Raw genomic sequence first — 26,345 nt, 5'->3', positions numbered from 1 at the left:
AACGCCTGCTTGGCCGACCTATGAGCGTTCGAGGCCGTTGGCATCTCTTGGTGGAGCGTCTTCGACGAGCCTGCTGATCGCGTCGGCGAGCGCGTCGGTATGCAGGGGGGTACCGCTGATGAGGGAGTGCAGCGTGGCGCCGTCCAGAAACACGGTGACTGCCTCGGCCGCCTGTCGGCCAACGCGCGGTTCGAGCAGGGCGACCAGCCCCTGCGGCCACAGCTGGGCCAGGCGCTGCAACTCGGGTCGATAGGCCGCTGCGATGTACAACTCGTTGAGTGTGCGATACCGATCTTCGTTGTGTAGGTAGTTGGCGGCGAGCCGGGCGAGTGTGGTGGGAAGTTCGGCGTGCTCGTCGAGATCGCGGCGCCACTGCTCCAGGTCGTCGGTCGCCGCGGTTGCCGCGTGCGCGAGCGCGGCTTGTCGCAGCGCGTCGAGATCGCTGAAGTAATACGTCGTCGACCCCACCGGGACGTCCGCTTCGGCGGCCACCCTGCGGTGGGTCAGCTCGCCAAGCCCTTGGCGGGCGATCACCCGTCCAGCCGCCTCGACGATCGCCTGCCGGCGACCGGCCGGGTCGCGCGGACGCCGCTCGACTGCCGGGCTCAATGGGCCCCGGCCAGGTTCAACGTGACGACGCCGACGACAATCAAGCCAACACCTGCAATCTTTGCCGCGGACACCGGCGAGCCGAGGAACAGCACCGCGATGAGGACGATAGCGGCCGTGCCGAGTGCCGACCACAACGCGTAGGCGACATCGGTCTGCATACCGCGCGAGATCGATAGCGCCAGCAGTGCCGACGCAACCGAGTAGCCCGCCAGGCAGGCCAGGGTCGGCCACAGCCGAGTGAAGCCGTCTGTGCTCTTGAGCAGGCTAGTAGCCACTACCTCGGCGGCGATCGCACACACGAGGAACAGATAAGCCAAGACCCCTCCTTGTGTACGGATGTACATGTACAAACGTACATTCCGTACTGGATTTAGTCATCGAGGAGGTCGGCTTGTCGCGGCTCTTTCGCAGCTGTGCTACCAGCATCGTGCGTCGAGTTCGCCGTGGTCGCCTCAGGCGAACGCCCGGATCCGAGCAGCCAACGCGATTCAACCTGGCCGATCACACTCAGCACGAGCGCTGTCAATGCCCAGCCGATCAGGATGTCGACGACATAGTGCTCGGCGGAATAAACCAGGGCAAAGGCCATAGTCAGCACATAGATCATCAGGAACGGACGACATCGGCGGTGGACACGGTGCCAGAGGAATACCGCAACCATGGCGGTGAGCCCGGCATGGAGCGACGGAATCGCCGCCACCAGGTTCACGCTGGCCTGTCCCGAGTCGACCAGCGCACCCGCGGAGTGCAAGTGCAGCGTGTCCCAGCCCCGCGTCGAGATTCGTTCCACGAACTGATGGGCACCGGCGTGGTGGGCATGCACGGCGCCGAGCAGCCCGCCGTCGGGAACGCTTGCTGGGTTCGCGAACATGCATGTGGGGTTGGAGGGGCCGCCGGCGATGTCGTCGGTCGTGCAGTGGGCGGCGGCCCATGGTGGGGCCGCCGGTATGACGACATATATAGCGACCGCGGCAAAAGACAACGCGACAAATCGCACCACGAACGCTTTCCAATCGTCTCGATTGCGCACCCAGAGCCAGCCTGCAACGGCGTACGGGACGATGAAATACGACATATAAACGCTGCTGACGATCACCTCCCACCATGGCGGAGTGGGCATCTTGAGGTGCTCTTGCAGCCAGACCGTCGGCACGGCCCCAAAGCCCAACCAGCGGTCTACTTCTGGCTGAAGCTGCCACAGCGTGGGTCTGCCGACCCACATCGCAGCGCCGCGGCTGAGGTCGTAGAGCAACAGCCCCAGCGCGAGCGGAAACCAATCGCGAAAAACCATCAGTACTTTGCGGCGGCGGCCGATGCTCGCCGCGACCAACCCGGTGCTGATGTAGAGCAGCAGTAGCCCTCGGTCGAACGCGAACCCGGCTGTCAGTGTCTGGTGCACAACGACAAGGGCCCAGACCGCAATTGCAGCGCGCCGCGCGAGCAGCATTCGGTGTCCCGGCGGCGTGGTGGTTTCTCGGTGTCCAGGACCGGCAGCTGCGACCGCTTCTGCAGAGGGGCTCGGTCCGGCCGCGGAGCTGCTTATGCTGGTGGGTTTTGCTGGGGGTTCGCCCGTGAACACCTGGTCGTCTCGACCCGTCGTCAATGACACGGGGCAAACTCCTCCGCTGTGATGGAAGCCGCTGTCTCCTACATCGTGCTGTGGCTGGTAGCCGTTCATTGTATGACATGCTGGGCAACGCATAAGTGCTACCGACCCTGGTTAGCGCAGCATGTCGTAACGTTGGGTAGAGCGGCGGGTAAGGCGGAAGCGCCCGAATTTCTGCCGCGGTGAACTGCGCAACCGCAGCCAAGGCCGCGCCAGTCATGCGCCGGCAAATGATTGGTTGGCCAACGCCGAGCAGGTTCGGCTGCCGGTTACCGCTTGGCTCGTGGTGGGCCGGGTGGTCGCCGGGTACCGTCCCATTGCCTTTGCACCTTCCGCTCTGCGGCAGTGGGAATCAACCCTGACGGCGCAAATCGTTTCGACAGCACCGGGTCTTCTTCGGTCAATGGCCGTCCCGAGCCGCGAACCGACTTAAGCGCGACGATGATTCCGGTGACGAAGACGACCACAACCACCGCGGCGAAAATGATCGACAAGGTGCCCTGAATAAAGGTGTTCCTGATGACGTCGTCAAGTTGGTGGGCGTCGTGCGCCGAGCCAAAGGCCGTCTCGCCGGCTTGCCTGGCTGCCGAGTATTGGAAATGCCGAGTCCAGTAGCCAACGGCAGGATCGGCGGAGAATATCTTCTGCCACGACGCCGTCAGTGTGACGATTAGATCCCACAGCAACGGGACGCCCGGGATCCACGCCCACTTCAGTCGCCCCAGCTTGATCACGATCACGGTGATGACAGTCAGCGCGATAGCCGCGAGCAGCTGGTTGGCGATACCGAATAGCGGAAATAGTGTGTTGATGCCGCCCAGCGGATCGGTCACGCCGATGAGCAGGGTGCTGCCCCAGGCGGCGACCACTGCCAGGCTGGATATCCAGGCGCCGGGACGCCAGCGCGGATCTTGCAGCTTGCGCAGCGGGCCACCCAGGTTGCTCAACGCGTCTGAGACCATGAAACGCGCAGCTCTGGTGCCCGCATCGACTGTGGTGAGGATGAACAGCGCCTCGAACATGATCGCGAAGTGATACCAGAATGCTTTGAATCCCGCGCCGCCGAACGCCTGGTGCAGCATCTCCGACATTCCGAATGCCAGTGTCGGTGCTCCGCCGGTTCGCGACACGATTGACTGCTCGCCCACGCTAGCCGCGGCTTGACTGATTTGGTCGGCCGTCATTGGGCGTCCCGACAAGCCGAGGCCGTTGACGTACTGGGCGGCGGTGGTCGCGGTGTCGCCTGTCTTCGCGGCTGGCGCGTTCAAGGTGAAGTACAGGTGTTGGTCGAGGATCGACGCGGTGAGCAACGCCATTATCGCGACGAACGACTCAGTCATCATGCCGCCATACCCGATCAGGCGCATCTGACCCTCTTTTTCCAGCATTTTGGGTGTGGTCCCAGAGGAGATCAGCGCGTGAAATCCAGACAGCGCGCCACATGCGATCGTGATGAACAAGAACGGGAACAGCGCGCCGGCGAACACCGGTCCGTCGCCCCTCGCGGCGAACTGCGATATCGCGGGCGCCGCGATGACCGGGCGCACCAGGCAGACACCGATCGCGAGCAGGGCAATGGTGCCGACCTTCATGAAGGTCGAAAGGTAGTCCCGCGGGGCTAGCAGCAGCCAGACCGGCAGCACCGATGCCGCGAATCCGTAGCCGATGAGCAGCCAAGACAGCGCCACCGGTGACAAGCTGAACCAGGCGGCGCCCCAGGATGTCGTGGCGACCCAGCTACCGGAGACAACCGCCAGCAACAGCAGCGCGCAGCCGATCACGGTCACTTCCGTTACCCGGCCGGGGCGCAGGAATCGCAGGTAACAGCCCATGAACAGAGCGATGGGAACGGTCATGGCGATCGAGAAGACACCCCAGGGGCTCTGCGCCAGCGCCCGCACCACCACGAGCGCCAGGACCGCGATGAGGATCACGATGATGATCGGGATCCCCAGCAGGGCGGCCGTGCCTGCCATGGCGCCGAGCTCGTCGCGAACCATCTGTGCCAGGGAACGGCCACGTCGTCGAGTGGAAATCCACAACACCAGGTAGTCCTGCACGCAGCCCGCGAGCACCGCGCCCACCACGATCCATATGGTGCTGGGCAGGTAACCCAGCTGCGCGGCCAACACCGGACCAACCAGTGGCCCGGCCCCAGCGATGGCCGCGAAGTGGTGACCGAACACCACGCGTCGGTCGGTGGGTACGTAATCGGCCCCATTGTCGAGACGTTCGGCAGGAGTGGCGTGGTCGTCGCGGGGGCGCACGATCTTCATTTCGATCAACCGCGCGTAGAAGCGGAATCCGATGACATATGTGCAGATCGCCGCCACCACCAGCCAGACCGCGTTCACCGTCTCCCCGCGGACGAACGCGATAATCGCCCACGCGATCGCGCCAATCACCGCGATGGCTCCGAAAAACATTTTGTGTCTGACGCTGATGGGGGAGCGGTCGATGATCGCGACAGGTGGCTGGTCGGCCTCGGTGCGGATGTAGTCGATGTCTTGACGGTGGACCGGCACGGCAGGAACGCTACGCGGGTGAACCCACCGCTGCCCGCGGTAGGTAGCGCCCTGCGGGATTCATGTTGGCGGCGGTTCAGTACAGCGCGCGTACGGTATCGATGGTGTCCGCCTCGCCGGGGCCCTTGTCGTCGCGGTAGCGCACCACCCGGGCAAACCGTAGCGCCAGCCCACCCGGATAGCGCGACGATCCCTGCACCCCGTCGAAAGCCACCTCCACGACCTGTTCGGGTCGCACCACGACGATGCCACTGCCGGCTGGCCCATCGGCGGTTCTGTCTGTTTCGTTCACGGCTAGTTCGCGAAACCGGACGGTCTGCCAGTCCAACATGGCGTCGGTCATGCCCTTGAAAGTCTTTCCCAGCATGACGAATCGACCCGACGCCGGATCACGCGCGCCCAGATGAATGTTGGAGAGTTTCCCGCGGCGCCGGCCGGAACCCCACTCGACGGCGAGCACTACCAGATCGAGGGTATGTGCGGGCTTGATCTTCAGCCAGCCGGCTCCACGACGACCGGCCAGATAGGGCGCGGACGGTGACTTTGCCACCAGCCCTTCGTGACCGGCGGCCAAGGTAGCTTCCAGGAAGCGGGCCGCCTCCGATACGTCGGAGGTCAGCAGCCGATCGACCCGTTGTGGGGCTGGGACCAGCGTGTCGAGAGCCGCCAGTCGCTCGGTGGTCGATGCGTCGAGCAGGTCGACGCCATCTTGGTGCAGGATATCGAAAAAGAACACCGAAAGCGGCTGTGCGGCCTGGGCGGCCGCTACATCGACAGACCTGCCGAACCGCGACGCGGTGACCTGGAAGCGTTGTGGTCGATTGTCCGGATGTAGCGCGATCGCCTCGCCGTCGGCGACGAGGTCGTGCACCGGCAGGGCCAGCGTCGCGTCAACTACCTCGGGCAGCCGGGCGGTCACGTCGTCAAGACTTCGGGTGAAAACGGTGACGTCATCTCCGGAGCGGTGGATCTGCACCCGCGCGCCATCGAGTTTGGTTTCGAAAATCGTTGTACCGCCATGACGTTCGAGGGCATCGGTCGTGTCGGTCGCGGTCTTCGCCAGCATCGGGCCAATCGGCTGGCCGACCCGCAGCGTGAACGAATTGAGCGCCGCTGCCCCGCCGGCCAAACCCGCGGCTGCAGCCTTCGGCAGATCTCCGCCCAGCATCGCGGCGCGCTGCACGGTGGTGGCAGGGATTCCGGCGGCCTTGGCGACCGCGTCGGCCATGATTCCGCCCAGGGCGCCTTGCCGCAGCCCGCCGCTCAGCAGTCGCAGCAGAAAGGTCTGCTCGGATTCGGTTGCCGCGGAAAACAACCTCTCAAGAAGCGCAGCGCGGCTAGCCTGGGCGCCCTTGCCCGCTACCGCACCGATCTCGGAGAAAGCGGCGTCTACCTCGGTGACGGTGAGCACCGGGTCCGGCGCGGCCGGAGGTAGCGACCGCAGTGACGCCCAGCCGACACCGATATTCCGCTGTGGCAGTGCACCTGAGAGCCATGACACGACGATCGCGACCAGTTCGGTATCCGGCGCGGCGCGCTGCAACAGATCCGCGATCCGCGCGACCTTGGCCAGGCGCGACGAGGTGCCAGCTACGACCGCCGACGTGATGGCCACGTCAAAAAGGAGCACGATTCAGCTTGGCATGGCTCGCGCCTGCCCGGAGCCTGGTGCTCGACGCTGGTGAATATCTTCTCGTCTTTAGGCTGTGGTGAGGTCTTGGACGCGTAGAGATGAGTGTTTTGGTGTTGGTGGTGGGGTGGGCCATGGTTCGGGTTTGGGGCGTTGGCGTACGACTTGGGGCCACCAGAACCATTTGCCGAGTAGGGCGGCGATTGCTGGTGTCATGAAGGCTCGGACGATGAGGGTGTCGAAGAGTAGTCCCATTCCGATGGTGCTGCCGACTTGGGCCATGACGCGTAGTTCGCTGACGGCGAAGGACATCATGGTGAAGGCGAAGACGAGGCCGGCGGCGGTGACGACGGATCCGCTGCCGCCCATGGCTCGGATGATGCCGGTGTTGATTCCGGCGTGGATTTCTTCTTTGAGTCGGGCGACGAGGAGCAGGTTGTAGTCTGCGCCGACGGCGAGCAGGATGATGACGGCCATTGCGAGCACCATCCAGTGCAGTTCTACGCCGAGGATGTGTTGCCAGATGAGCACTGAGAGTCCAAAGGATGCTCCTAGTGAGAAGACGACGGTTCCGACGATGACGGCTGCGGCGACGGCGCTGCGGGTGATGATCAGCATGATGATGAAGATGAGGCAGAGTGCGGCGATTCCGGCGATGAGTAGGTCGTAGGTGTTGCCGTTGGACATGTCTTTGAACATGGCGGCGGTTCCGGCTAGGTGGATGGTGGATCCTTCTAGTGGTGTGCCTTTGATGGCTTCTTTGGCGGCGGTTTTGATTTTGTCGATGCGGTCGATGCCGGCTTGGGTCATGGGGTCGCCTTCATGGCTGATGATGAAGCGCACCGCGTGTCCGTCTGGTGAGAGGAATTGTTTCATGCCGCGTTTGAAGTCGGCGTTGTCGAATACCTCGGGGGGCAGATAGAACGAGTCGTCGTTGCGTGAGGCGTCGAAGGCTTCGCCCATTGCTGATGAGTCTTTTTGCATCGCTGCGGCTTGGTCCTGCATGCCTTTCTGCGTGGAATGCATAGTCATCAGCTGGGCCTGCATATGTTTCATGGTCTGGATCATCTGGGGCATCAACGCCGCCATCTGGGGCATGAGTGTGTCTAGACGTGCCATCAGCGGCAGCAGGTCCTGAATGTCCTCGGTCATGAGGTCGATACCGTCGAGGGTGTCGAACACTGACCGGATTGCCCAGCAGACGGGGATGTCGAAGCAGTGTTTTTCCCAGTAGAAGTAGTTGCGGATGGGGCGGAAGAAATCGTCGAAGTCGGCGATGTGGTCCCGCAGCCCCTCGACGTCAACCACGGTCTTGTTCATCTGTTCGACCATGCCGTGGGTGACATTGACCATCTGCAGGGTGATATTTCGCATCTCCTCCATCTGGTTGATGGTGGTTTGCATATCGTCGACCTGTTTGAGCAGGTTTGTTGTTAGTTGTTGGTTGTATTTTTCGGTGAGTTTTTGGGTGGTGCCTTGCATGCTGATGAGGAATGGGATGGAGGTGTGTTCGATGGGTTTGCCGTCGGGGCGGGTGATGGCTTGTACGCGTGATATTCCTTCGACGGCGAAGATGGCTTTGGCGATTTTGTTGATGACGAGGAAGTCGGCTGAGTTGCGTAGGTCGTGGTCGCTTTCGACCATGAGTACTTCGGGGTTCATTCGGGCTTGGGAGAAGTGGCGTTCGGCGGCGGCGAATCCTTCGTTGGCGGGTAGGTCTGAGGGTAGGTAGGCGCGGTCGTTGTAGTTGGTGTGGTATCCGGGCAGGGTTAGTAGTCCGACCAGTGCTAGGGCCATGGTGGCGATCAGGATGGGGCCGGGCCAGCGTACGACGGCGGCTCCGATCTTGCGCCAGCCTCGTACTCGTGCCATGCGTTTGGGTTCGAGGAGTTTGCCGAATCGGCTTGTGACGACGATGATTGCCGGTCCGAGGGTCAGTGCGGTGACCACGACGATGACCATGCCGATCGCTAGTGGCACGCCGAGGGTTTGAAAGTAGGGCAGTCTGGTGAAGCTTAGGCAGAAGGTGGCTCCGGCGATGGTGAGTCCAGAGCCTAAGACGACGTGGGCGGTTCCGCTGAACATCGTGTAGTAGGCCGATTCGCGGTCTTGGCCGCTGCCGCGGGCTTCTTGGTAGCGACCGATGAGGAAGATGGCGTAGTCGGTGGCTGCGGCGATGGCGAGCACGACGAGCAGGTTGGTGGCGAACGTTGATAGGCCGATGATGTGGTGGTAGCCAAGGAATGCCACGACTCCGCGGGCGGCCAGGAGTCCAAAAACGACCATGGACAGCATGATTGCGGCGGTGATGATGGATCGGTATACCAGCAGCAGCATCACGATGATTACGGTGAAGGTCACCATTTCCATGACTTGCAGACTGCGGTCGCCGGCTTGTTGTTGATCGGCTGATAGGGCGGCGAAGCCGGTGATGAAGACGTTGACCCCGGGTGGTGGGGTGAGGCTGTCGATGATGTTTTGCACAGGTCGCGTCTCATCGCTGGTGTAAATGGTCACGGGCGTAGGTTCCGTCGCAACCGACGAAAGCTATGAAGGAGGGGCTACGCCCGTGACCAAGCGAGTATCGCCGATTGAGCGTGTGCGTGTTGAGATGGATCAGTTGTTCGCCGCGACCGAGCGGCCGTTGACCGAGATTTTGGAGGAGGTCGGGCGGTTATCGGTGCGTCTGGTGTTTCAGGTCGCCGTGGAGGCCGAGGTAGAAGCAGTGTTGGGCCGAGCCCGTCACCAGCGTCGGGTTCAGGACGGCCCGGGCGGGTACCGCAATGGGTATCAACCGCCGGCGACGGTGAAGACCACGATGGGCTCGGTCGAATTATGCCGCCCGAAACTACGCGACACCGACGAGCGGTTCTGTTCGCGGCTATTCGGTGCCGGGGTGACGCGCACCCACGCTCTGGAGGCGTTGGTGATTTCGGGATGGGTGCGCGGTTTGTCGGATCGCGACATCGAGGCCGCGTTGGCCGAGGTGCTGGGCTCGCAGGCGGCGTTGTCGCGCTCGACGGTGAGCCGGATTTGTGCGGCCATCAAAGACGAGTTCGCTGCGTGGTCGTCTCGACGCCTTGATGAGCTGGTGTTGGACTACCTGTTCTTGGATGCCTCGAACTTTCGGATGCATCCCAACGCCCCGGCCGAGCCGGTGCTGGCCGCCTGGGGCATCTGCACCGACGGCAAGCCCCTGTTTATTGGGCTGGCCCCAGCCGCAGCGGAGTCGGCTGATGCGTGGGCCGACTTCTTGGCTGACCTGAGGAACCGGGGACTACGCCCGCCGCTACTGGGCATCTCCGACGGGGCGCCGGGCCTGATCGCCGCATGGGAGACCACGTTTCCGGCAAGCCTGCGTCAGCGGTGTCTGATCCATCGCTGCCGTAACGTCATCGCCAAGACACCTGTCGCGGTCCAGGACGAGATCAAAGCCGCGTTCTGGTCGATCTTCGATGACATTGACCAGCCACCCGGCCAGCAGGCCGTGGATGAAGCCACCCGCCGCGCCGAGGAGTTCACCACCACATACCGCGGGCTCTACCCAGCCGCGGTCGCTTGCCTGGCCAACGACTTCGCCTCGCTGAGCGTGCATTTGCGCTTCCCCCGCCAACACTGGACACGCATCCGCCATTCCAACCTCATCGAACGCACCTTCGGAGAATCCCGTCGCCGGGTCAAGGTCATCGGCCGCCTACCCGGCGAAACCAGCTGTCTGTCGCTGGTATGGGCCGTCCTCGACCGCGCCAGCCGCGGCTGGCGCGGAGTCACCCAAACATCAGCGACCAGCCGCCACCTCCAAGAACTACGCCACCAACTGCTCGAGCCACCCCGCCCACTGCATCCCCCCACCACAACAACCACGACCGACACCACCGCCGCGTAACATGACCACCAGGAACATGCGCCCAGCGTTTTTACACCAGTCCTAAGACGCCACCTTTTGCACCGATTCGACCGACTCGTTGGCCAGGGACTCGCCTTGATTGCCGGCTAGTTGTACTTGAACGTAGGCGGCTTTGCCGTCGCTGCTTTGGGCGCCGGTGGCGGTTAGGGGATCGCCCCAGAAGTCTTGGAGGGACTGGACGTGTGTGGTGTCGGCTTTGAGCTTGACGATCATTTGATCGTAGAAGTGGTGGGCGTCAGCGCCGAGGGGTTTTTGGCCTTCCAGCACGATCATCGCTGTGCTGTCGGAGTTGCCTGTCTCAAAGACTTTGCCCATGCGTTTCATTGAGATCATCGCGGGGGCTTGTTCGGGGCTCATGGACACCGCTTGCATCTGTCCGACGACTTCGAGCTGGGGCACGATGACGTTGAGGGCCACGATGACAGCTGCCCAGCCAAGGATCAGTGGGATGGCGAAGGTGCGGATCATCCGCGGCAGCCATGGTCGCGCCGGGGCAGGTAGCGGCGCGAATGCGTCGGTGGGTGCCTCTGTTGTGGGGGCGCTCATGCGGACTTCACAAAGCAGTAGGTCAAGGCGTTCACCCCGGTTGTGGTCCTCTCGGCTTTGACTTTGTCATCGACGGTGATTCGGCAGGTGATTGAGTCGCCGTCGCCTTGGGCCAGGATGGTCGGCGCTGCAGACGGTGCGGTGGTTTTTAGGGTGAGTTTCCAGGGCAGGACCGCGTTGTCGGCGCGCTGTGGTTTCGCGTCGAGGTCGAGGTAGTTGATGTCGGCGTGGCTTCCCGAGCCAGAAATCTCATAGGTCACGACCTTGGGGTCGAACGGCTCGGCGTCGTTAGCGAAGACTTTCGGTGTGACCATGATGCCTTCGGAACCAAAGAAGCTGCGGATTCGGTTGACCGAGAAACCGCCGATGGCCACCACGACCAGGATCAGCAGCGGAATCCAGGCACGCTTGAGGTGTCCGATCATTGTGGCCCCCGGCGTCGATCGACACCACGATCACCGATAACCGCTTGAGCCAACCCCGCCACCGACATGGTGACCGCACCGCTGATCACGCCACCGCCATCGACGCCATCGACACACAACCGGCCATAGAGCGTGGTCAGGCTCAGTGGCCCATGACGGGTCGCGTTCATCACTGACATCCCCTTTTTATTGCCGGATGGCGTCGATATCGGTCAGACACCACAAACCCGATCGGCACCCGAACAGATTTCAGAGTACGGTGAAACTTGTGAACGTCAAGTCCGGCTAAGCAAATTCTCGATCCGATCCTGTGGTCTAGCTCACTGCGTATTCGCACCCGTGACGAGCGGCACTGGATTCGGAAATTCGGTTGGGTAGCTGTCGTCCGGTTGGGCTGTCCTGCGGGGAAGATCGCGATTAGCGGCCCGCGACACAGCTGCCGGATATCTCGACAGCTGACGTAATTTCACACTACAGTGAATGTTGTGAGCGTCAACGACAGTGTAGATGGCGCGCGCATCGATGGTGGTACGAACGCTGAGATCATGGCTTTCGTCGAGCAGTTGGGTGGGTACTTCGAGTCCAACGGCCTGACCCGGCTGGCGGGCCGACTGCTGGGTTGGCTGCTGGTCTGCGATCCGGAACGGCAGTCTTCCGAGGAGTTGGCGACGGCGCTGGCGGCGAGTAGTGGCGGTATCAGCATCAATGCGCGGATGCTGATCCAGTTCGGCTTTGTCGAGCGGTTGGGGATCGCGGGGGATCGGCGCACCTATTTTCGGTTGCGGCCCAACGCCTTCTTGGCTGGGGAGCAGCAACGTGTTCGTGCGATGGCTGACATGCAGGATCTTGCTGACGCCGGGTTGCGGGCGCTGCGTGACGCCCCGCCGGAGCGCGTTCGGCGGCTGCAGCAGATGCGAGATTTGTCAGCCTATATGGAACAAGTTGTGACCAAGGCCCTGCAAGATTTCCCTGGTCAGACCGGGGAAGATCACGCGTGAGCGGGCCGGCGATCCGCACCGAAGAGCTGAGTAAGAACTTCGGTGAGATCGCCGCGGTGAAGGATTTGAATCTCGAGGTGTGCCGCGGGGAGGTATTTGGCTTCCTGGGTCCCAACGGCGCTGGGAAGTCGACCACCATTCGCACCTTGCTCGACCAGATTCGCCCGTCGGCTGGATATGCCGAAGTCTTGGGGCTGCACAGTCATTACGCGTCGCTGAAGATCCGGCGCCTGATCGGCTATGTGCCCGGGGACTTGGCGTTGTACCCGAAAATGACGGGTGCGCAGACACTTCGGTACTTCGCGCAGCTTCGTGGCGGAGTCGACCAACGTTACGTCGATGCGCTGGCCGAGCGGTTGGGCGCCGACTTGTCCCGCAAAGTCGCGGATTACTCCACTGGCAATCGGCAGAAGATCGGTCTTATTCAGGCTTTCATGCACCGACCGGAGTTGTTGATCCTTGATGAGCCCACCGCGGGGCTAGATCCGTTAGTGCAACAGGAATTCCATGCGATGCTCGACGAGGTGCGTGACGACGGACGCACCGTATTTTTGTCCTCGCATACTCTTTCGGAAGTCGAACGGGTCGCCGACCGCGTGGGCATCATCCGCGAGGGTGAGCTGATCGTGGTCGAGCGCGTTGCTGAACTCAAACGTAAAGCCATCCGCCGCATTGACTTTGAGTTCGCAGCGGTGGTCCCTGGTGACTTGTTCAGTGGCGTGGCGGGTGTACGTAGTGTCGAAGTGGACCACCGGCACGCCCAGGTGTCTTTCGAAGGTTCGGTCAACGGCATTCTCAAAGCCGCGATGAGCCACGAGGTGGTCAACCTCAACAGCCGAGAATCCGATCTTGAAGAGGTGTTCCTGGCCTACTACCGGACCGGCGTCGATCGAGCGGACCCGGCGAACGAGCGCGCCGATGCCTAGCGCGGTGCTGACCAAAGATCTAGCCGAACGTCGTCTGCCGGTAATTACTCTGGCTGTTGTCTTGGCGCTGTTCACGGTCGCAGCGTTGGCCATCAGCGCCGGCCTGCAAGACACCATCACCGATCTCACCAGAGGTTTCCCCGACGCCTTGAATGCCTTTATCGGCGCCGATGTCCCAGGCGGTTATGTCGTGGGTGAAGTGTTCAACCTGATTGCCCCGTTCGCTTTAGTGACGTATGCGGTGGTGACTGGTGCCGCCGCCGTTGCGGGGGAGGAGGCAACGGGAACCTTGGACCTGCTTGCCGCCCAACCAGTCACGCGCCGTGCGGTTCTCGCCGACAAGGCCAGCGGGCTGGCGATTGCGCTCGCTGTATGTGTGGCGTTGTTCGGGGTGTCTGCGGCTGTGGCCGCGGCAGTGTTTGGCATCGGTGTGGCAGCAACCAGTGTGGTCGCCACATCGGTGCATCTTTTCCTGCTCGCGGCCGCGTTCGGATCGGTTGCCCTAGCGATCGGAGCCGCCACCGGCAAGCCCAGCCTGGCAGCCGGCGCTACCGGGATAGCTGCTGCCGTCAGCTACGTCACCAATGCCATGTTGCCTTTAGCCGGCTTGCACAGCTGGGCTCGGCTTAGCCCCTGGTACTACTACGCCGGGGCAGATCCGCTGCGCAACGGTCTCAGCGCGCAGCATGTAGCCGTGTTGGCGGTGCTGGCCGCCGGTGCGCTCGTGGCCGCGGGGGCCGCCTTCGAGCGGCGCGACCTGACGGGATGACGAAGGTGGCCACCTCTTTCGGAGAATCGGCGAAGTATCGCAAGGCATTTCCCAATGCACATCGTGGCCGGATGGTGACGGCATTGCTGGTGAAGTCTATTGGTGACCGTCTGATGCTCGCCGCTGTCGTCGGCACCTTGATGATCGCGATGGGTGCGTTTGTCGGTGCGCTCTGGCCACCATTGCGGGATACTTTCGCCGGCTTGCCCGCGGCATTCGTCGACGCGATCGCGAAGGCATTTCCCGGCGGCGACCTCACCTCCGGAATCGGTTTCACCAACGCCGAACTCATGTCGGTTGTCGCTCCCGCGGGTACGGTTGCCGTCGCGGTGATCTCCGCCGCCCGCGCTACCGCTGGCGAGGAAGAGAGCAGAACTCTCGGACTGCTGCTCGCCGCTCCGGTCGATCGGCTGACCTTTCTGTTCACCAAAGCCGGGGCGATGGTCGTTCATGTGCTGGTCGTAGCAGTGCTGCTGTCGGTCGGTCTGGTGGTTGCCGACCTGATCGGAAACCTCGGGTTGACCGCCGGCGGCATCATCGGCGCGGTGACTCACACCGTAATGCTCGGCATCCTTTTCGGAGTGATGGCGATCCTGATTGCGGCTATCACCGGCGACCGACGCTTAGCCACTGCCGGCGCTGGCGCCTTGGCTGCGGTTGCGTTTACCACCAGCGCAATACTGCCGCTGTCCGATGCTTTGGCGGGCGGGGCCAAGATCAGCCCCTGGTATTACTTCAACGCTGCCAACCCGCTGGTCAGTGGCATCGACGTCGCACACTTGACCGTCCTGGCCGCGGCAAGTGCGATCTTGATGGCGCTTGCCGCGGCCATTTTCCACCGTCGCGACTTGCGCGGCTAACGAACGGGAGAATCTATGGAAACTGTGATCGATTTCGAGATCAACCACCCGATCGTCGTCGGCAGCGCCGAGTTCAACGCCAACCAGCACCGCTACTACGACTGGATGCGGCGCGAGGCCCCGGTCTATCGCGGGCGGCTGGCGTTGATGGGAGATCAGGACGTGTACTTCGTGTCGCGCTATCGAGACTGCCTGAATATGGTCACCGACCCAAGAATCCGCCGCGTTGTCCCCGGCGCCGAACCGCTGCCACTGCCAGAGTCGCTGCGGCTGCTCACCTCCGGCATGATTTACCAGGACGACCCCGAGCACATGCGGCTGCGCAAGCTGGTCAGCCGCTCGTTCACCCCGCGAGCGATCGCTCTTCTGGGAGACCGAGTAGAGACTGTCACCCGTGAATTGCTGGACGCGATGGAGCCCGGACAGCACGTCGACTTACAGCAGGAGTACGCGCTGCCGGTGCCGGCTACGGTCATCAACGAGATAGTGGGGGTGGCTGAGCAGGATCGGTCCACCTTCCACGATTACATCGAGTTGCTGTTTGACGGCGTGGCTACCTACGGCCTTGAGGGCGCGGCAGAGCGAATGGACGGCTTCGTTGACTACTTGCGGGGATTGATCGACCAGCGTCGTGCCGACCCCGCAGAGGATATTCTGACCGGGTTGATTCACGCCTCCGAGGATGACGACAGCCTGTCCGAGGGCGAAGTCATCGCAATGATTTTCCTGCTCATCGCGGCTGGCTACGAGACCACCTTCAACCTGATAACCAATGGTGTCGCCGCCCTGTTGACTCACCCCGAGCAGTTCGCCCTGCTGAAGCAGCAACCTGAGCTGATCGATAGTGCGGTCGAGGAGATGCTGCGTTACACCGGCACCGTCGGAGGCACCGAGGCAACGACTTTCGCCGCCGAAGACATCACGTTGCACGACGTGACCATCCCGCAAGGGGCAATGGTAATGGCGTTGCTGGCATCGGCGAACCGCGATCCCGCGGAGTTCGATAAACCCGATAGTTTCGACATCACCCGCGACCCCAACAACCATCTCGCCTTTAGTAAAGGAAATCACTTCTGCTTGGGCGCGCATCTTGCCCGGATGGAAACACAGATCGCGATCGCCAACCTGATCGAACGCTTCCCGAACCTGACTTTGGCGGTGGCGGCCGAGGAGCTGAGTCTGCAACCGGTACCCCTGCTCAACCGTCTGCGAGGCCTCCCGGTGATCATGGGCTGAGGGCCGATCAGGGTGGGCACGCTAACGTGCCTAGATAAACGCGGTCATGACTCAGACAAGGAGACACAATGGAGATCAGCGGGAAGAAGGTGGTGGTTGTCGGCGGCGCGTCGGGAATGGGTCGTGCCACCGCCGAACTCCTGGCCGAAGGCGGCGCGCAGGTTGCGGTGCTTGATCGGGAGGCGTCCGATGGGAAGAGCGTCGCCGACGGCTTGAGCGGTGGGGGCGGCGCGTTCTACCCGGTCGACGTCACCGACTTCACTGGCACCGAACAGACATTGCAGACCGCCGTTGACGCACTTGGCGGCCTGCATGTGGTGGTGACTACCGCCGGCGGCGCCGTTGCCCAGCGGACGATGACCAAAACCGGTCCGCACGATCTCGATGCCTTCCGCGGCGTGATCGACCTCAATCTCATCGCGACCTTCAACATAAGCCGGCTCGCTGCGAGCCACATGAGCAAGAACGAGCCCGAGGACGAAGAGCGGGGCGTCATCATCAACACGTCGTCCATCGCGGCGTTCGAGGGGCAGATCGGGCAGGTCGCCTACAGCGCCGCCAAGGCTGGGATTGCGGGCATGTGCCTGACAATGGCGCGAGACCTGGGATCTCTGGGTATCCGGGTGTTGGCGATCGCCCCGAGTCTGTTCCTGACCGGTTTGACCGCAAGGGGTCCCGACGAGATGGCGGCTGCGCTGACCCGCGATGCAGCCTTCCCCAGGCGAATGGGTCGTCCCGAGGAGTTCGCCAAGCTGGCAGCGGCAATTGTGGACAACCCAATGCTCAATGGTCAGTGTCTGCGCTTGGACGCGGGACAGCGGTTCGCGCCCAAGTAGACGGCCGGGGCGTCCGGGTTGGGTGTATTGAGTACACTCTTTGCGTGTCGCTGCGCTCCCTTCCGGAGCTCGGTGGCCATCACACCAAGCCCGGCCACGACGTGGTCCGGGTTGCGCTGCGAGGAGGGCCCTGATGGGTATCGCACTGACTGACGACCACCGTGAACTCGCCGACATCGCGCGCGGGTTCTTGACTTCGCAGAAGGCGCGCTGGGCGGCGCGGTCGCTTCTCGATGCGGCAGACGAAGCGCGACCTGCCTTCTGGCGTGACATGGCAGAGCTCGGCTGGCTCGGTTTGCACGTCGGCGAAGAGTACGGCGGCTCGGGATTCGGCCTCCCTGAACTCGTCGTGGTGGTCGAAGAACTCGGTCGCGCGGTGGCGCCGGGCCCCTTCCTGCCAACCGTGATCGCATCGGCGGTGATTGCCAATGACGGCACCGCTGAACAAAAGTCGAGGCTGCTACCGGGCCTGACCAACGGAACGGTCACCGCCGGTGTTGGGCTGGGTGCCGGGGTGCGCATCGAGGATGGTGTTGCCCACGGCGACGCGGGGGTGGTACTGGGCGCTGGGCTCGCCGAGCTGCTGCTAATCGCAGCTGGTGATGATGTGTTGGTGCTGGAACGGGATCGCGCGGGGGTGTCGGTAGACGTGCCCGAAAACTTGGATCCGACTCGGCGTTCCGGACGGGTCAGCCTCAACAACGTCAACGTTGCTGCCGCCGATACTGTGCGCGGGGCTTGCGAATCGGCATTGGCTCGCGCGCGGGTGTTGCTGGCCGCCGAAGCTGTCGGTGGGGCGGCCGACTGTGTTGATGCCGCCGTCGAGTACGCCAAGGTGCGCCAGCAGTTCGGCCGCACCATCGCCACGTTCCAGGCCGTGAAGCACCATTGCGCGAACATGCTGGTCGCTGTCGAGTCAGCGATCGCGGCGGTCTGGGATGCTTCGCGTGCGGCAGCTGAGGACGAAGAGCAGTTTAGGCTCGCCGCCGCGGTTGCGGCGACACTGGCGTTTCCGGCCTACGCACGCAATGCGGAGCTCAATATTCAGGTGCACGGCGGGATTGGTTTCACCTGGGAGCACGATGCGCACCTGCATTTGCGCCGGGCGCTGGCTATTGCTGGGTTGTTGGGCGGTGACGCGCCGGCCCGGGACGTCTTCGAGCGCACTGCGGCCGGTGTTGCCCGCGAAAACAGTCTGGATCTTCCCGCCGAGGCCGAAAAACTTCGCACCCGGATTCGCGCTGACGCTGCCCAGATTTCCGCCCTGGACAAGAGCGCACAACGTGACAGGCTGATCGCGACCGGCTACGTGATGCCGCACTGGCCGAAGCCGTGGGGTCTCGCCGCGGACGCTGTGGAGCAGTTGGTTATTGAAGAAGAGTTCCGCGCAGCTGGTATCAAGCGCCCGGACTACTCGATTACCGGATGGGTGATTTTGACCCTGATCCAACATGGAACTGACTGGCAAATTGAAAGGTTTGTCGAGAAGGCGTTGCGTCAGGACGAGATCTGGTGTCAGCTCTTTTCCGAACCCGAGGCGGGATCGGATGCGGCATCGGTCAAGACTCGCGCCACCCGAGTGCCCGGGGGTTGGAAGATCAACGGACAAAAGGTGTGGACTAGCGGTGCGCAGTATTGCAGCCGTGGCCTGGCCACGGTGCGCACCGATCCGGACGCTCCCAAACATGCGGGTATCACGACGGTGATTATCGATATGAAATCGCCGGAGGTCGAAGTGCGACCGTTGCGGCAGATCACCGGTGGTTCGGAATTCAACGAAGTGTTCTTCAACGACGTGTTCGTGCCCGATGAGGACGTTGTTGGGGCGCCCAACTCCGGATGGACGGTGGCCCGAGCGACGCTGGGCAACGAGCGGGTCAGCATCGGCGGTGGTGGGTCATACTACGCAGGCCTGGACGCGAAGCTGGTGAAATTGGCGCAGCGGAGCCCAGATACATTGGCGGGCGCGCAAATCCGCGTCGGGTCATATCTGGCCGACGATCACGCGCTGCGGCTGCTGAACTTGCGCCGGGCTGCTCGTAGCGTCGAAGGAGCGGGCCCGGGTCCGGAGGGTAACGTCACCAAACTCAAGCTCGCCGAGCATATGATTGAGGGCGCCGCGATCTCGGCGGCCCTGGCGGGGCCGGAGATTGCGCTGGTCGATGGGCCCGGTGCCCTGGTCGGCCGGATGGTCATGGGTGCTCGTGGCATGGCTATTGCCGGCGGCACTTCGGAAGTGACTCGCAACCAGATTGCGGAGCGGATTCTTGGTATGCCGCGTGACCCGTTGATCAACTAGGGCGCCGATACCAGCGGCGCCCGCTCGTCAGCGCATGGTTGGTGCGAACACCGGTGCGCCGCCAATACCTTTTTCGGGTCGGGCCTTGACGGGCATCCCGCATGCCACTGAATCCGGTTCGCAGTCAACGATATTAGCGGCCACGCGGAGCCCGCTTTGGTCGCTGAGTTCGACGATGGCGATCACATAGGGTGTCGGGGTGTCGGGATTGAACGGGTGATGATTGACCGTATAGGTGAACACCGTGCCGTATCCCGATACCGCGCGTGCGATCAATGGGCCGCCGCAGTCGCGGCATTCGCCGCTCGCCGGATGAATCCAACGCATGCAATCGGCACAGTGCTCGATGAGCAGCTGGGAGGCCGGATCGACTGGCACGGAAAATACAGTACACTCTATTATTTCGATGTGTGCGTGTGGTCTCGCGGACGGTGCAGATGAGGTATTTCGAAAAGGACGCGATCGTGTCGGGCATCGGCATTTCGCGGATCGGCCGCAGTACCGGCATCCCGGGTTTAGAGCTGACTATGGAAGCGGTACTGGGCGCAATTGATGACGCCGGCCTGGCAGCCACGGATATCGATGGCATGGCCACTCTGGGTGACACCCCGGCTGCCGAGGTCAATGCCCAGCTGCAGATTGACGCCACGAATTGTGGAACGGGTTTTGGAAGCGGTGGTCTGTTAAGCCCGGTGATGTCGGCGTGCCGTGCCGTCGCCGAAGGGCGCGCTCACCACGTTGTGGTCTACCGGACTATGCAAATGATGGGCGGGAGCGTCCCGGTATCGCCGGACCAGGACGCGCCGGCTTCGCCGCTGGCGCGCTTGCTGGACGCGCCCGCTGGCGTGTCGCGTCCCGCTGGGGGGCCAATGGCCGACATTGCAGATCTGATTGCGGCCCAAGCCTATTCCGCTGCAAACTGGCTGGCTCCGAATTGCCGTCGACACATGGAACTGTACGGAACCACCAAGGAGCAGTTGGGTTGGCTGGCCCTCAACGCACGGCGCAACGCTGCGCTGAATCCGTTAGCGGTCTATCGCGAGCCGATGACGATGGCCGACTATCTCGGTGCACGGCCGGTGTCGACTCCGTTTGGGCTCCTGGACTGCGACGTGCCTATCGACGGATCTATCGCACTGGTGATCTCGGGTGCGGACTACTCTGGCAATTGCCCGCACCGTCCGGTGGCGGTCGAGGCGATCGGTGGGGCGGACGGCGCCGGTGGCTGGTTCCATCGTGATGACTACCCGAAGATGGCGATGTCGGATGCCGCGGCGCAGATGTGGTCACGAACGGATTTGAAGCCCGCCGACCTCGACATCGCGCAGTTGTACGACGGTTTCACGTTTCTGGCTATTGCGTGGCTGGAGGCCCTTGGGATATGCGCGGACGGCGAGGGCGGTCCGTTCGTCGAGGGCGGTGCGCGGATTGCCCGTGACGGCGAGTTGCCGCTGAACACCTACGGTGGTCAACTCTCGGCCGGGCGCATGCATGGTTACTGGGCACTGCACGAAGGATGCGCGCAGCTGCGCGGTGAGGCGGGACAGCGGCAACTATTGCGGCGTCCTGAAGTCGCCGTGGTTTCTGTCGGTGGTGGTCCCGTTGCGGGATGCATGTTGCTCACATGCTGAGTCATTCTGTGGGAGAGCTCAATTGAGCGTCGAATCACGAACCACCCGGCCGGACAAACGAGCGTCGAAAATCGCGCGCCGCATCGAGGCTGATATCGTGCGCCGTGGCTGGACCGTTGGCGAATTGCTTGGGTCCGAAAGCGCTTTACAACAACACTACGGCGTGAGCCGATCGGTGTTGCGCGAAGCTGTCCGGCTCGTCGAGCACCATCAGGTCGCTCGGATGCGCCGCGGACCCAACGGCGGGTTGCTCATCTGTGAACCAGATGCGGGCCCCGCTGCCCGCGCGGTCGTGATCTACCTCGAGTACCTCGGTACTACCCTCGGCGACCTGTTGAACGCGCGCTTGGTACTCGAACCGCTGGCTGCGGCTCTTGCCGCGGAGCGTATCGACGAGGCCGGCATCGACCGGCTGCGAGCGGTTTTGCGGGCAGAGAAACATCGGAAGCCGGGGGCGTCGGCACCGGCCGACGAGTTTCACATCGCGCTCGCAGAGCAATCGAAAAACCCTGTTCTGCAACTGTTTATCGACATTTTGATGCGGTTGACCAGGAGATGCATGCGGAAGTCGCGGACGGATTCTGCGACTGATGTCGTTGAGGCGTTCGAGCAGGTGCACCACGACCATTCCGACATCGTGGCAGCGGTCACAGCCGGGGATCCGGCTCAGGCGAAAATGCTCAGTCAGCGACATGTAGAAGCGGTGATCGCCTGGCTGGAGGAGCACCAGCGCGCCGCGGATACGACACCGTCCGACAAGCCATGTCGAGCAGAGCGACACGATGTCGAGGCGCCACGCGGAAAGCTGGCCGAGGTGTTGGCCGCCAACATCGCCGACGATATCGCCGCCAGTGGCTGGCAGGTCGGTTCGGTCTTCGGGACTGAGACCGCACTGCTAGAACGCTACCGGGTGAGCCGCGCGGCGCTGCGGGAAGCGGTGCGGCTGCTGGAATACCATGCGATCGCGCAGATGCGCCGCGGTCCAGGCGGCGGCCTGGTTGTCACCAAGCCTGAGGCCCAGGCCAGTATTGACACCATCGCGCTCTACCTGCAGTATCGCAAGCCGCACCGAGAGGACTTACGCTGCGTTCGCGATGCCATTGAGATCGACAATGTCGCAACCATCGTCAATCGACGCAGCGAGTCCAAGATCGCGGCCTTCATCGACACACATGGCCGGTCGGCTTTTGACGAACCTGCAGACGACGTCCGAACCGCCACCGTCGAGGAGTTCCGGTTTCACATCGGGCTGGCGCAGCTGGCAGAAAATGCGTTGCTGGACTTGTTCTTACGGATACTTATCGAGTTGTTTCGCCGGCACTGGGCCAGCACCGGGAAAGAACTGCTGACTCGAAGCGATGTCATGGCGATTGAACATGCGCACCTTCGGATTCTGGACGCGATCGGCGCGGGCGACGACAGCCTGGCTCGGCACCGCATTCGTCGTCATCTGAACGCCGCAGCTTCATGGTGGCTCTAAGCATTACGCGTCGAAAGCTGCACGGTTCAGCCGGGCAACGTGGACCTGGTCTGCGCGGCTCCGGGCGGCAACCGTTTTGGCGCGGCCAATACCACCGCGACCGACGCTACTGTATGGGCATACCTTGGGCTTGATGCTTCATGGCGAAACCGTGGTTGACCGCGAGCGGGGCGGTCGAGCGGGCTAGCGGGTGGCCCGGCATGATGAGCACGACACCGGGGTGCGCTGGCGCGGCGCACCGGTTGTTGGGAAAACCCAGCAGATGAGATGGCGCGCTAACCCATTGCGGCTGCTGCATCCCGGGGCCGTCAACTGGGGTCGATTCCGCTGCGCAACTAGTTGATATCGCCGTGAATGCGGCGATCAGCGCGGCGGTCGCAATTCGAACGGCCCGCATTTTTTTGGTACTCTTCAAGCTCATCGGCCGCGCCTTTCTCTACGTGTGCCGAGTTGTGGTATGTATTGCCCTGCTGTCTGCAGATGTTATCGTCGTTGCCACTCGCGGCGGGCCGTTTCCTCATATCGGTGGGAATTTTCGAGTGATTTGGCCGCACTCGGCGGTGGTGATTATTCGCCTACTTGAGCGCGATGCGCAGGCTCGGCGCACCGAGCACGCTCGTCATTTTTCAATGCGCGGGTAGTTTGCGGTGCGCATCGTGATCGGACGCGCCGGCTGCATTCGTACGTGGCTGTGCGATGCCGGGACATGTTCTGCCAAGAAGGTGTCATAGGGGACCGCGTTGCGGACTGAAACCCACAAGACCGATCAACGTGATCCAGCTGCCGAGAACACGGCACCACAATTCGGTCATTCGGCCGACGGCCGTCGCCTATCCATCGCCCAGTATGAAGCCGACCAGGTTCGCACCAGCGGCGAGGCTTTGGTCGAACGCGCCGACGAGGCCTCCGATCTGGCCGCTGTCGAACACCTGCGCATCGCTGCCAGTCAGCAGGCCCTGGTAGAACTCTGGCTGGGGGACCGAGGGTCGAGGGCGAGTTCGCTGGCGATCAAGTCGGTATTGACTGCGATCTGTGTGGCTTCAAGTTGCTTGAAAAATTCGTTTACCGGATTGCTCGAGGCCGCGCCGGCGATCCGGCTTGGCAGTTCCTACAGCAGCTGCGGTATTGGCGCCAATTGCGCGGCCGCGGCCGACGCGCCGCTATGGTAGCCGAGCATCGCGGCGATGTCGGCAGCCCACATTAGCTCGTACTCGCCTTCCATCGCCGCAATCGCTGCCGCATTCTGTCCGAACAAATTCGATATAGCCAATTGCACGAACTGATTACGGTTAGCGGCCACCAAGAGTGGATGCACGGTGGCCGTCAACGCCGCCTCGAACGCGCTGGCCACGGCGTTGGCCTGCGTCGCGGCCCCCGATGACTGAGTTGCCGCGGCGGCCAACCATCCCGAATACGGTGCCGCCGCGGCAGCCATCTGGAGAGATGCCGGCCCCTGCCATGCCTGGCTTGCCAAATCCGAAACCACCGACGAAAAAGAATTTGCCGCAGACCTCAACTCGGTAGCCAACCCGTCCCAGGCGGCAGCAGCTGAACGCATGGGCGCAGAACCCGCGCCGGAGTGCATTAGTGACGAAGTGATTTCCGGAGCAGCTGTCAGGAAACTCATCGATTCTTGTCCCTTCGCTTGACTAGCAACATTGCCGTCCGGGATACGTGCCTCTGCTACCCCCATGCCATTGATCACATCACTCGACCGGTGAATGGAAGTCTATGAAAATGGTCAGCGAAAAGTTGCGGTTTTCGTAAAAATCGGTTGAAGCAAGGGTCTTGCGCTGCCGGTGCACGGCGTCTACTGTGACCGATCGTGCGTCTTCATCAGCGTGCCGTAGTAGCCAGCACCCGCAGCGGGGTTTGATCCAGACCGACCCCCCGCTGTGGGTCGGAGGCTACTGCCGTCGGTCGCTCCTGCTGACCAGGGAAGACCGGCACAATGACAACATTCCGCCTGAATCTCGACCTCGAGAGTGGTTCGGCTGACCGCCGCGTCGCCAGTGCCTGGTTCGCTGACCACTTCGGCACTGCGTTGCCGCTGGGTCTGCGAGAGCCAGCCGCGGTGATGTCATGGGAGAGCTTCGTCGCAACCTACGCCGGTACTGATGGTCCCGTTCGGCTGGGGCATTGGGCTTGTACCGAGGTCGCGCGGCCAGGTGGGTGGCTGGGTCCGCAGGCTCGCCATTTCCGGGCCACCATCGCCATCGGCGACCAGATCAGCACATCGACCGCGACCGCTGGCGGCCCGATCGCGGCGCTCACCGCGATGCTGCACGACCGAGCGATCATGGTCGAGACGGTGAAGTTCCATCAGATGCGATCATGCGGGCGCACCGCCACTTTCATTTGTGGTACCAATGGGTTTCGTGTTGCGTGGGCGATGGGCTGGGCGAATGATCCGACTCAATCCGCACTGCGCGCGCTGATCACGTGTGCCAACCGGCTGATCGCGTGACTCCGCCGAGGTGGCGCAGAATCGGGGTTGCCGTCCTCGTGAAATGCGACTTTACGGCTGTTCGTGGGAGAAGGTTGCTAAAGGGGGCGCAGGACAATCGGCATCCCGTCCGCCGGGATGGGCATGCCGCTGTAGTCCCAGCGGGCCTGGTAGTTGGGTCGTGATAGCTCGAAACGGTAGCAGCGCATCAGACGGTGCAGGATTGTCTTGATCTCTAGTTGTCCGAAAACCATGCCAATACATTTGTGTGCGCCGCCGCCAAACGGTGTGAATGCGTAGCGGTGGCGTTTATGTTCGTTACGGGGCTCGGTAAATCGCTCCGGATCGAATTTCATTGGGTCGGTCCACAGTTCCGGCAGGCGATGATTCATCCCTGGGTAGGCGATGACGTTGGTGCCCTTCGGAATGTAATAGCCCAGCAGGTCCGTGTCGCGCAGGGTTCGGCGCATCGCCCATTGGACGGGAGTCACCAGCCGAATCGATTCATTCATCACCAGATCGAGGGTTTCCAGCTTCTCTAGCGATTCGATGTCTAGCGGTCCGTCGCCGAGCCGGTCGGATTCTTCGCGGCAGCGATCCTGCCACTCCGGGTGGGCTGCCAGATGGTAGGCCATCGTCGTCGCGGTAGACGTCGACGTGTCGTGGGCGGCCATCATCACGAAAATCATGTGGTTGACGATGTCTTCGTCGGAAAATCGATTGCCGTCGTCGTCTTCGGTCTGACACAACACCGTCAGGAGGTCGTCACCGTCTTTGCCGCGGCGCTCCTTGACTCGCTCGGTGAAGTAGTTCTCCAACAGATTCCGTGCCTTGAGACCGCGCCACCAGGTGAACGGCGGCACGCTGGTGCGGATTACCGCGTTGCCGGCGCGCGTCGTCGTGGTGAACGCTTTGTTCACCTTGGTGACCAGCTGGTGGTCGGTGCCAGGCTCGTGGCCCATGAACACCATCGAGGCAACGTCGAGCGTGAGCTCCTTCATCGCTGGGTAAAGCAGGAAACGTGCGTCGTTGATCACCCAATCGTTGGCAGTCACGTGCGACACCACCGCGTCCATCTGTTCGATGTAGCCGGTGAGCCGGGAGCGAACGAACGCCTCCTGCATGATCCGACGGTGGAACATGTGCTCTTCGAAGTCGAGCAGCATCAAGCCGCGGCGGAAGAACGGTCCGATCACCGGGACCCAGCCCTGCTGCGAGTAGTCCTTGGTGCGGTTGGAGTAGATGACTTGTGCGGCGTCGGGCCCCAGAGCCGCCACTCCCGCTAAGAACCTCGAATCCTGGAATACGACCGGGCCCTTGGTTTTGTACACGAACATCATGTAGTCGGGTCCGCCGCGCAACATCTCGATGAGGTGTCCGAGGACCGGCGCTCCTGCATCACCGCGGACGGGCTTGAGCTCACTGCCTGGCGGGGGCTCGGCGAGAGTGCTCTCCGGAAACTTTGTGTTCAGCAGCCTGTGCTCGACCAGAGCCATGCCGGGGAAGTTGTTAAACGACGGTGTGAACCGACGTTTGGCTTGGTCCAGCAGGTATGCGGGGGTGTTGATCGCCGCCATTGCCGCTCCTTATCGGTGGTGACAGCCGCCACTGAC

General features: G+C 62.6%; 22 protein-coding genes and 3 pseudogenes. 13 read left to right on the top strand and 12 right to left on the bottom strand.

Going from position 1 to position 26,345, the window contains the following annotated elements:
- Nucleotides 1-18 precede the first annotated feature (18 nt).
- The 6 genes and pseudogenes from ACO07W_RS04850 to ACO07W_RS04825 form a co-directional block, all read right to left on the bottom strand.
- The gene (locus tag ACO07W_RS04850) at nucleotides 19-609 is read right to left on the bottom strand and encodes a TetR/AcrR family transcriptional regulator (RefSeq protein ID WP_421841258.1); all 591 of its coding nucleotides are present in this window, start codon (nucleotides 607-609) and stop codon (nucleotides 19-21) included.
- The gene (locus ACO07W_RS04845; RefSeq protein WP_421841256.1) at nucleotides 606-929 is read right to left on the bottom strand and encodes an SMR family transporter; all 324 of its coding nucleotides are present in this window, start codon (nucleotides 927-929) and stop codon (nucleotides 606-608) included. Before ACO07W_RS04845 ends, ACO07W_RS04850 begins: the two co-directional genes overlap by 4 nt.
- A 53-nt stretch (nucleotides 930-982) precedes the next feature.
- The gene (locus ACO07W_RS04840) at nucleotides 983-2,059 is read right to left on the bottom strand and encodes a phosphatase PAP2 family protein (RefSeq protein WP_421845812.1); all 1,077 of its coding nucleotides are present in this window, start codon (nucleotides 2,057-2,059) and stop codon (nucleotides 983-985) included.
- A 428-nt stretch (nucleotides 2,060-2,487) separates the two neighbouring features.
- Nucleotides 2,488-4,743 carry a carbon starvation CstA family protein gene (locus tag ACO07W_RS04835; protein WP_421841254.1) on the bottom strand — a complete coding sequence of 752 codons (2,256 nt, stop codon included), beginning with the start codon at nucleotides 4,741-4,743 and terminating at the stop codon, nucleotides 2,488-2,490.
- Nucleotides 4,744-4,819: 76 nt separating this feature from the next.
- Nucleotides 4,820-6,373 carry an ATP-dependent DNA ligase gene (locus ACO07W_RS04830; RefSeq protein WP_421841252.1) on the bottom strand — a complete coding sequence of 518 codons (1,554 nt, stop codon included), beginning with the start codon at nucleotides 6,371-6,373 and terminating at the stop codon, nucleotides 4,820-4,822.
- A gap of 69 nt (nucleotides 6,374-6,442) precedes the next feature.
- Nucleotides 6,443-8,875: pseudogene (locus ACO07W_RS04825) on the bottom strand (RND family transporter); the annotation flags it as partial.
- 109 nt (nucleotides 8,876-8,984) lie between these two features.
- On the opposite strand from ACO07W_RS04825, the gene ACO07W_RS04820 reads away from it, so the two are divergent.
- Complete coding sequence (locus tag ACO07W_RS04820) at nucleotides 8,985-10,259, top strand: IS256 family transposase (protein WP_421840071.1); 1,275 nt, start codon at nucleotides 8,985-8,987, stop codon at nucleotides 10,257-10,259.
- Nucleotides 10,260-10,310: 51 nt separating this feature from the next.
- Here the strand turns inward: ACO07W_RS04820 and ACO07W_RS04815 are convergent.
- The 3 genes and pseudogenes from ACO07W_RS04815 to ACO07W_RS04805 form a co-directional block, all read right to left on the bottom strand.
- Nucleotides 10,311-10,826 (bottom strand): annotated as a pseudogene (locus tag ACO07W_RS04815) (MMPL family transporter); the annotation flags it as partial.
- Nucleotides 10,823-11,251, bottom strand: coding sequence for an MmpS family protein (locus ACO07W_RS04810; RefSeq protein WP_421841152.1), 429 nt, complete (start codon nucleotides 11,249-11,251; stop codon nucleotides 10,823-10,825). The gene ACO07W_RS04810 and the pseudogene ACO07W_RS04815, both read right to left, overlap by 4 nt.
- Nucleotides 11,248-11,424, bottom strand: coding sequence for a hypothetical protein (locus tag ACO07W_RS04805; protein ID WP_421841150.1), 177 nt, complete (start codon nucleotides 11,422-11,424; stop codon nucleotides 11,248-11,250). The genes ACO07W_RS04810 and ACO07W_RS04805 overlap by 4 nt, the downstream gene beginning before the upstream one ends.
- 312 nt (nucleotides 11,425-11,736) lie before the next feature.
- Between ACO07W_RS04805 and ACO07W_RS04800 the strand changes: the two genes are divergently transcribed.
- From ACO07W_RS04800 to ACO07W_RS04770, 7 genes are all read left to right on the top strand, one after another.
- The gene (locus ACO07W_RS04800) at nucleotides 11,737-12,249 is read left to right on the top strand and encodes a GbsR/MarR family transcriptional regulator (RefSeq protein WP_421841250.1); all 513 of its coding nucleotides are present in this window, start codon (nucleotides 11,737-11,739) and stop codon (nucleotides 12,247-12,249) included.
- The gene (locus ACO07W_RS04795; protein ID WP_421841248.1) at nucleotides 12,246-13,175 is read left to right on the top strand and encodes an ABC transporter ATP-binding protein; all 930 of its coding nucleotides are present in this window, start codon (nucleotides 12,246-12,248) and stop codon (nucleotides 13,173-13,175) included. Before ACO07W_RS04800 ends, ACO07W_RS04795 begins: the two co-directional genes overlap by 4 nt.
- The gene (locus tag ACO07W_RS04790; RefSeq protein ID WP_421841246.1) at nucleotides 13,168-13,944 is read left to right on the top strand and encodes an ABC transporter permease subunit; all 777 of its coding nucleotides are present in this window, start codon (nucleotides 13,168-13,170) and stop codon (nucleotides 13,942-13,944) included. Before ACO07W_RS04795 ends, ACO07W_RS04790 begins: the two co-directional genes overlap by 8 nt.
- Nucleotides 13,941-14,804, top strand: a complete 864-nt coding sequence (locus tag ACO07W_RS04785) for an ABC transporter permease subunit (RefSeq protein ID WP_421841244.1) — start codon at nucleotides 13,941-13,943, stop codon at nucleotides 14,802-14,804. Before ACO07W_RS04790 ends, ACO07W_RS04785 begins: the two co-directional genes overlap by 4 nt.
- 24 nt (nucleotides 14,805-14,828) lie before the next feature.
- On the top strand, nucleotides 14,829-16,040 hold the full coding sequence (locus ACO07W_RS04780) for a cytochrome P450 family protein (protein ID WP_421841242.1): 1,212 nt from the start codon (nucleotides 14,829-14,831) through the stop codon (nucleotides 16,038-16,040).
- A 68-nt stretch (nucleotides 16,041-16,108) separates the two neighbouring features.
- Nucleotides 16,109-16,876: an SDR family NAD(P)-dependent oxidoreductase gene (locus ACO07W_RS04775; protein WP_421841240.1), complete on the top strand. Its 768-nt coding sequence runs from the start codon at nucleotides 16,109-16,111 to the stop codon at nucleotides 16,874-16,876.
- Nucleotides 16,877-17,009: 133 nt separating this feature from the next.
- Nucleotides 17,010-19,175 carry an acyl-CoA dehydrogenase gene (locus ACO07W_RS04770; protein WP_421841238.1) on the top strand — a complete coding sequence of 722 codons (2,166 nt, stop codon included), beginning with the start codon at nucleotides 17,010-17,012 and terminating at the stop codon, nucleotides 19,173-19,175.
- Nucleotides 19,176-19,202: 27 nt separating this feature from the next.
- On the opposite strand, the gene ACO07W_RS04765 is transcribed toward ACO07W_RS04770, so the two are convergent.
- Nucleotides 19,203-19,553 carry a Zn-ribbon domain-containing OB-fold protein gene (locus ACO07W_RS04765; RefSeq protein WP_421841236.1) on the bottom strand — a complete coding sequence of 117 codons (351 nt, stop codon included), beginning with the start codon at nucleotides 19,551-19,553 and terminating at the stop codon, nucleotides 19,203-19,205.
- Nucleotides 19,554-19,612: 59 nt separating this feature from the next.
- Here ACO07W_RS04765 and ACO07W_RS04760 point away from each other — a divergent pair, with 59 nt between their 5' ends.
- From ACO07W_RS04760 to ACO07W_RS04745, 4 genes are all read left to right on the top strand, one after another.
- Entirely contained in the window at nucleotides 19,613-20,806 is a 1,194-nt protein-coding gene (locus tag ACO07W_RS04760; RefSeq protein ID WP_421841234.1) for a thiolase family protein, read from the top strand.
- Nucleotides 20,807-20,828: 22 nt separating this feature from the next.
- Complete coding sequence (locus ACO07W_RS04755; protein ID WP_421841232.1) at nucleotides 20,829-22,286, top strand: FadR/GntR family transcriptional regulator; 1,458 nt, start codon at nucleotides 20,829-20,831, stop codon at nucleotides 22,284-22,286.
- Nucleotides 22,287-22,636: 350 nt separating this feature from the next.
- Entirely contained in the window at nucleotides 22,637-22,927 is a 291-nt protein-coding gene (locus ACO07W_RS04750; RefSeq protein ID WP_421841230.1) for a hypothetical protein, read from the top strand.
- Nucleotides 22,928-23,026: 99 nt separating this feature from the next.
- Nucleotides 23,027-23,455, top strand: a complete 429-nt coding sequence (locus ACO07W_RS04745) for a hypothetical protein (protein WP_421841228.1) — start codon at nucleotides 23,027-23,029, stop codon at nucleotides 23,453-23,455.
- Here the strand turns inward: ACO07W_RS04745 and ACO07W_RS04740 are convergent.
- Nucleotides 23,398-23,913 (bottom strand): annotated as a pseudogene (locus tag ACO07W_RS04740) (PPE family protein); the annotation flags it as partial. The gene ACO07W_RS04745 and the pseudogene ACO07W_RS04740 sit on opposite strands and share 58 nt — an antisense overlap.
- Nucleotides 23,914-24,237: 324 nt before the next feature.
- Here ACO07W_RS04740 and ACO07W_RS04735 point away from each other — a divergent pair.
- Nucleotides 24,238-24,753 carry a homocitrate synthase gene (locus ACO07W_RS04735; protein ID WP_421841226.1) on the top strand — a complete coding sequence of 172 codons (516 nt, stop codon included), beginning with the start codon at nucleotides 24,238-24,240 and terminating at the stop codon, nucleotides 24,751-24,753.
- A 77-nt stretch (nucleotides 24,754-24,830) separates the two neighbouring features.
- Here ACO07W_RS04735 and ACO07W_RS04730 read toward each other — a convergent pair whose 3' ends face one another.
- Complete coding sequence (locus tag ACO07W_RS04730) at nucleotides 24,831-26,309, bottom strand: cytochrome P450 (protein WP_421841224.1); 1,479 nt, start codon at nucleotides 26,307-26,309, stop codon at nucleotides 24,831-24,833.
- Nucleotides 26,310-26,345 lie beyond the last annotated feature (36 nt).

The organism is Mycobacterium sp., from assembly GCF_965230835.1.
Lineage (GTDB): Bacteria > Actinomycetota > Actinomycetes > Mycobacteriales > Mycobacteriaceae > Mycobacterium.
The sequence above is the reverse complement of the archived record's forward strand: the minus strand, read 5'-3'. Positions and strand labels throughout refer to the sequence as shown.

Bases quoted from the DNA above. Each gene is read 5' to 3' on its own strand.
- ACO07W_RS04735 (WP_421841226.1), top strand. From the start codon at position 24,238: ATGACAACATTCCGCCTGAATCTCGACCTCGAGAGTGGTTCGGCTGAC.
- ACO07W_RS04785 (WP_421841244.1), top strand. From the start codon at position 13,941: ATGACGAAGGTGGCCACCTCTTTCGGAGAATCGGCGAAGTATCGCAAG.
- ACO07W_RS04770 (WP_421841238.1), top strand. From the start codon at position 17,010: ATGGGTATCGCACTGACTGACGACCACCGTGAACTCGCCGACATCGCG.
- ACO07W_RS04775 (WP_421841240.1), top strand. From the start codon at position 16,109: ATGGAGATCAGCGGGAAGAAGGTGGTGGTTGTCGGCGGCGCGTCGGGA.
- ACO07W_RS04810 (WP_421841152.1), bottom strand. From the start codon at position 11,251: ATGATCGGACACCTCAAGCGTGCCTGGATTCCGCTGCTGATCCTGGTC.
- ACO07W_RS04760 (WP_421841234.1), top strand. From the start codon at position 19,613: ATGAGGTATTTCGAAAAGGACGCGATCGTGTCGGGCATCGGCATTTCG.
- ACO07W_RS04730 (WP_421841224.1), bottom strand. From the start codon at position 26,309: ATGGCGGCGATCAACACCCCCGCATACCTGCTGGACCAAGCCAAACGT.
- ACO07W_RS04790 (WP_421841246.1), top strand. From the start codon at position 13,168: ATGCCTAGCGCGGTGCTGACCAAAGATCTAGCCGAACGTCGTCTGCCG.
- ACO07W_RS04820 (WP_421840071.1), top strand. From the start codon at position 8,985: ATGGATCAGTTGTTCGCCGCGACCGAGCGGCCGTTGACCGAGATTTTG.
- ACO07W_RS04840 (WP_421845812.1), bottom strand. From the start codon at position 2,059: ATGCTGCTCGCGCGGCGCGCTGCAATTGCGGTCTGGGCCCTTGTCGTT.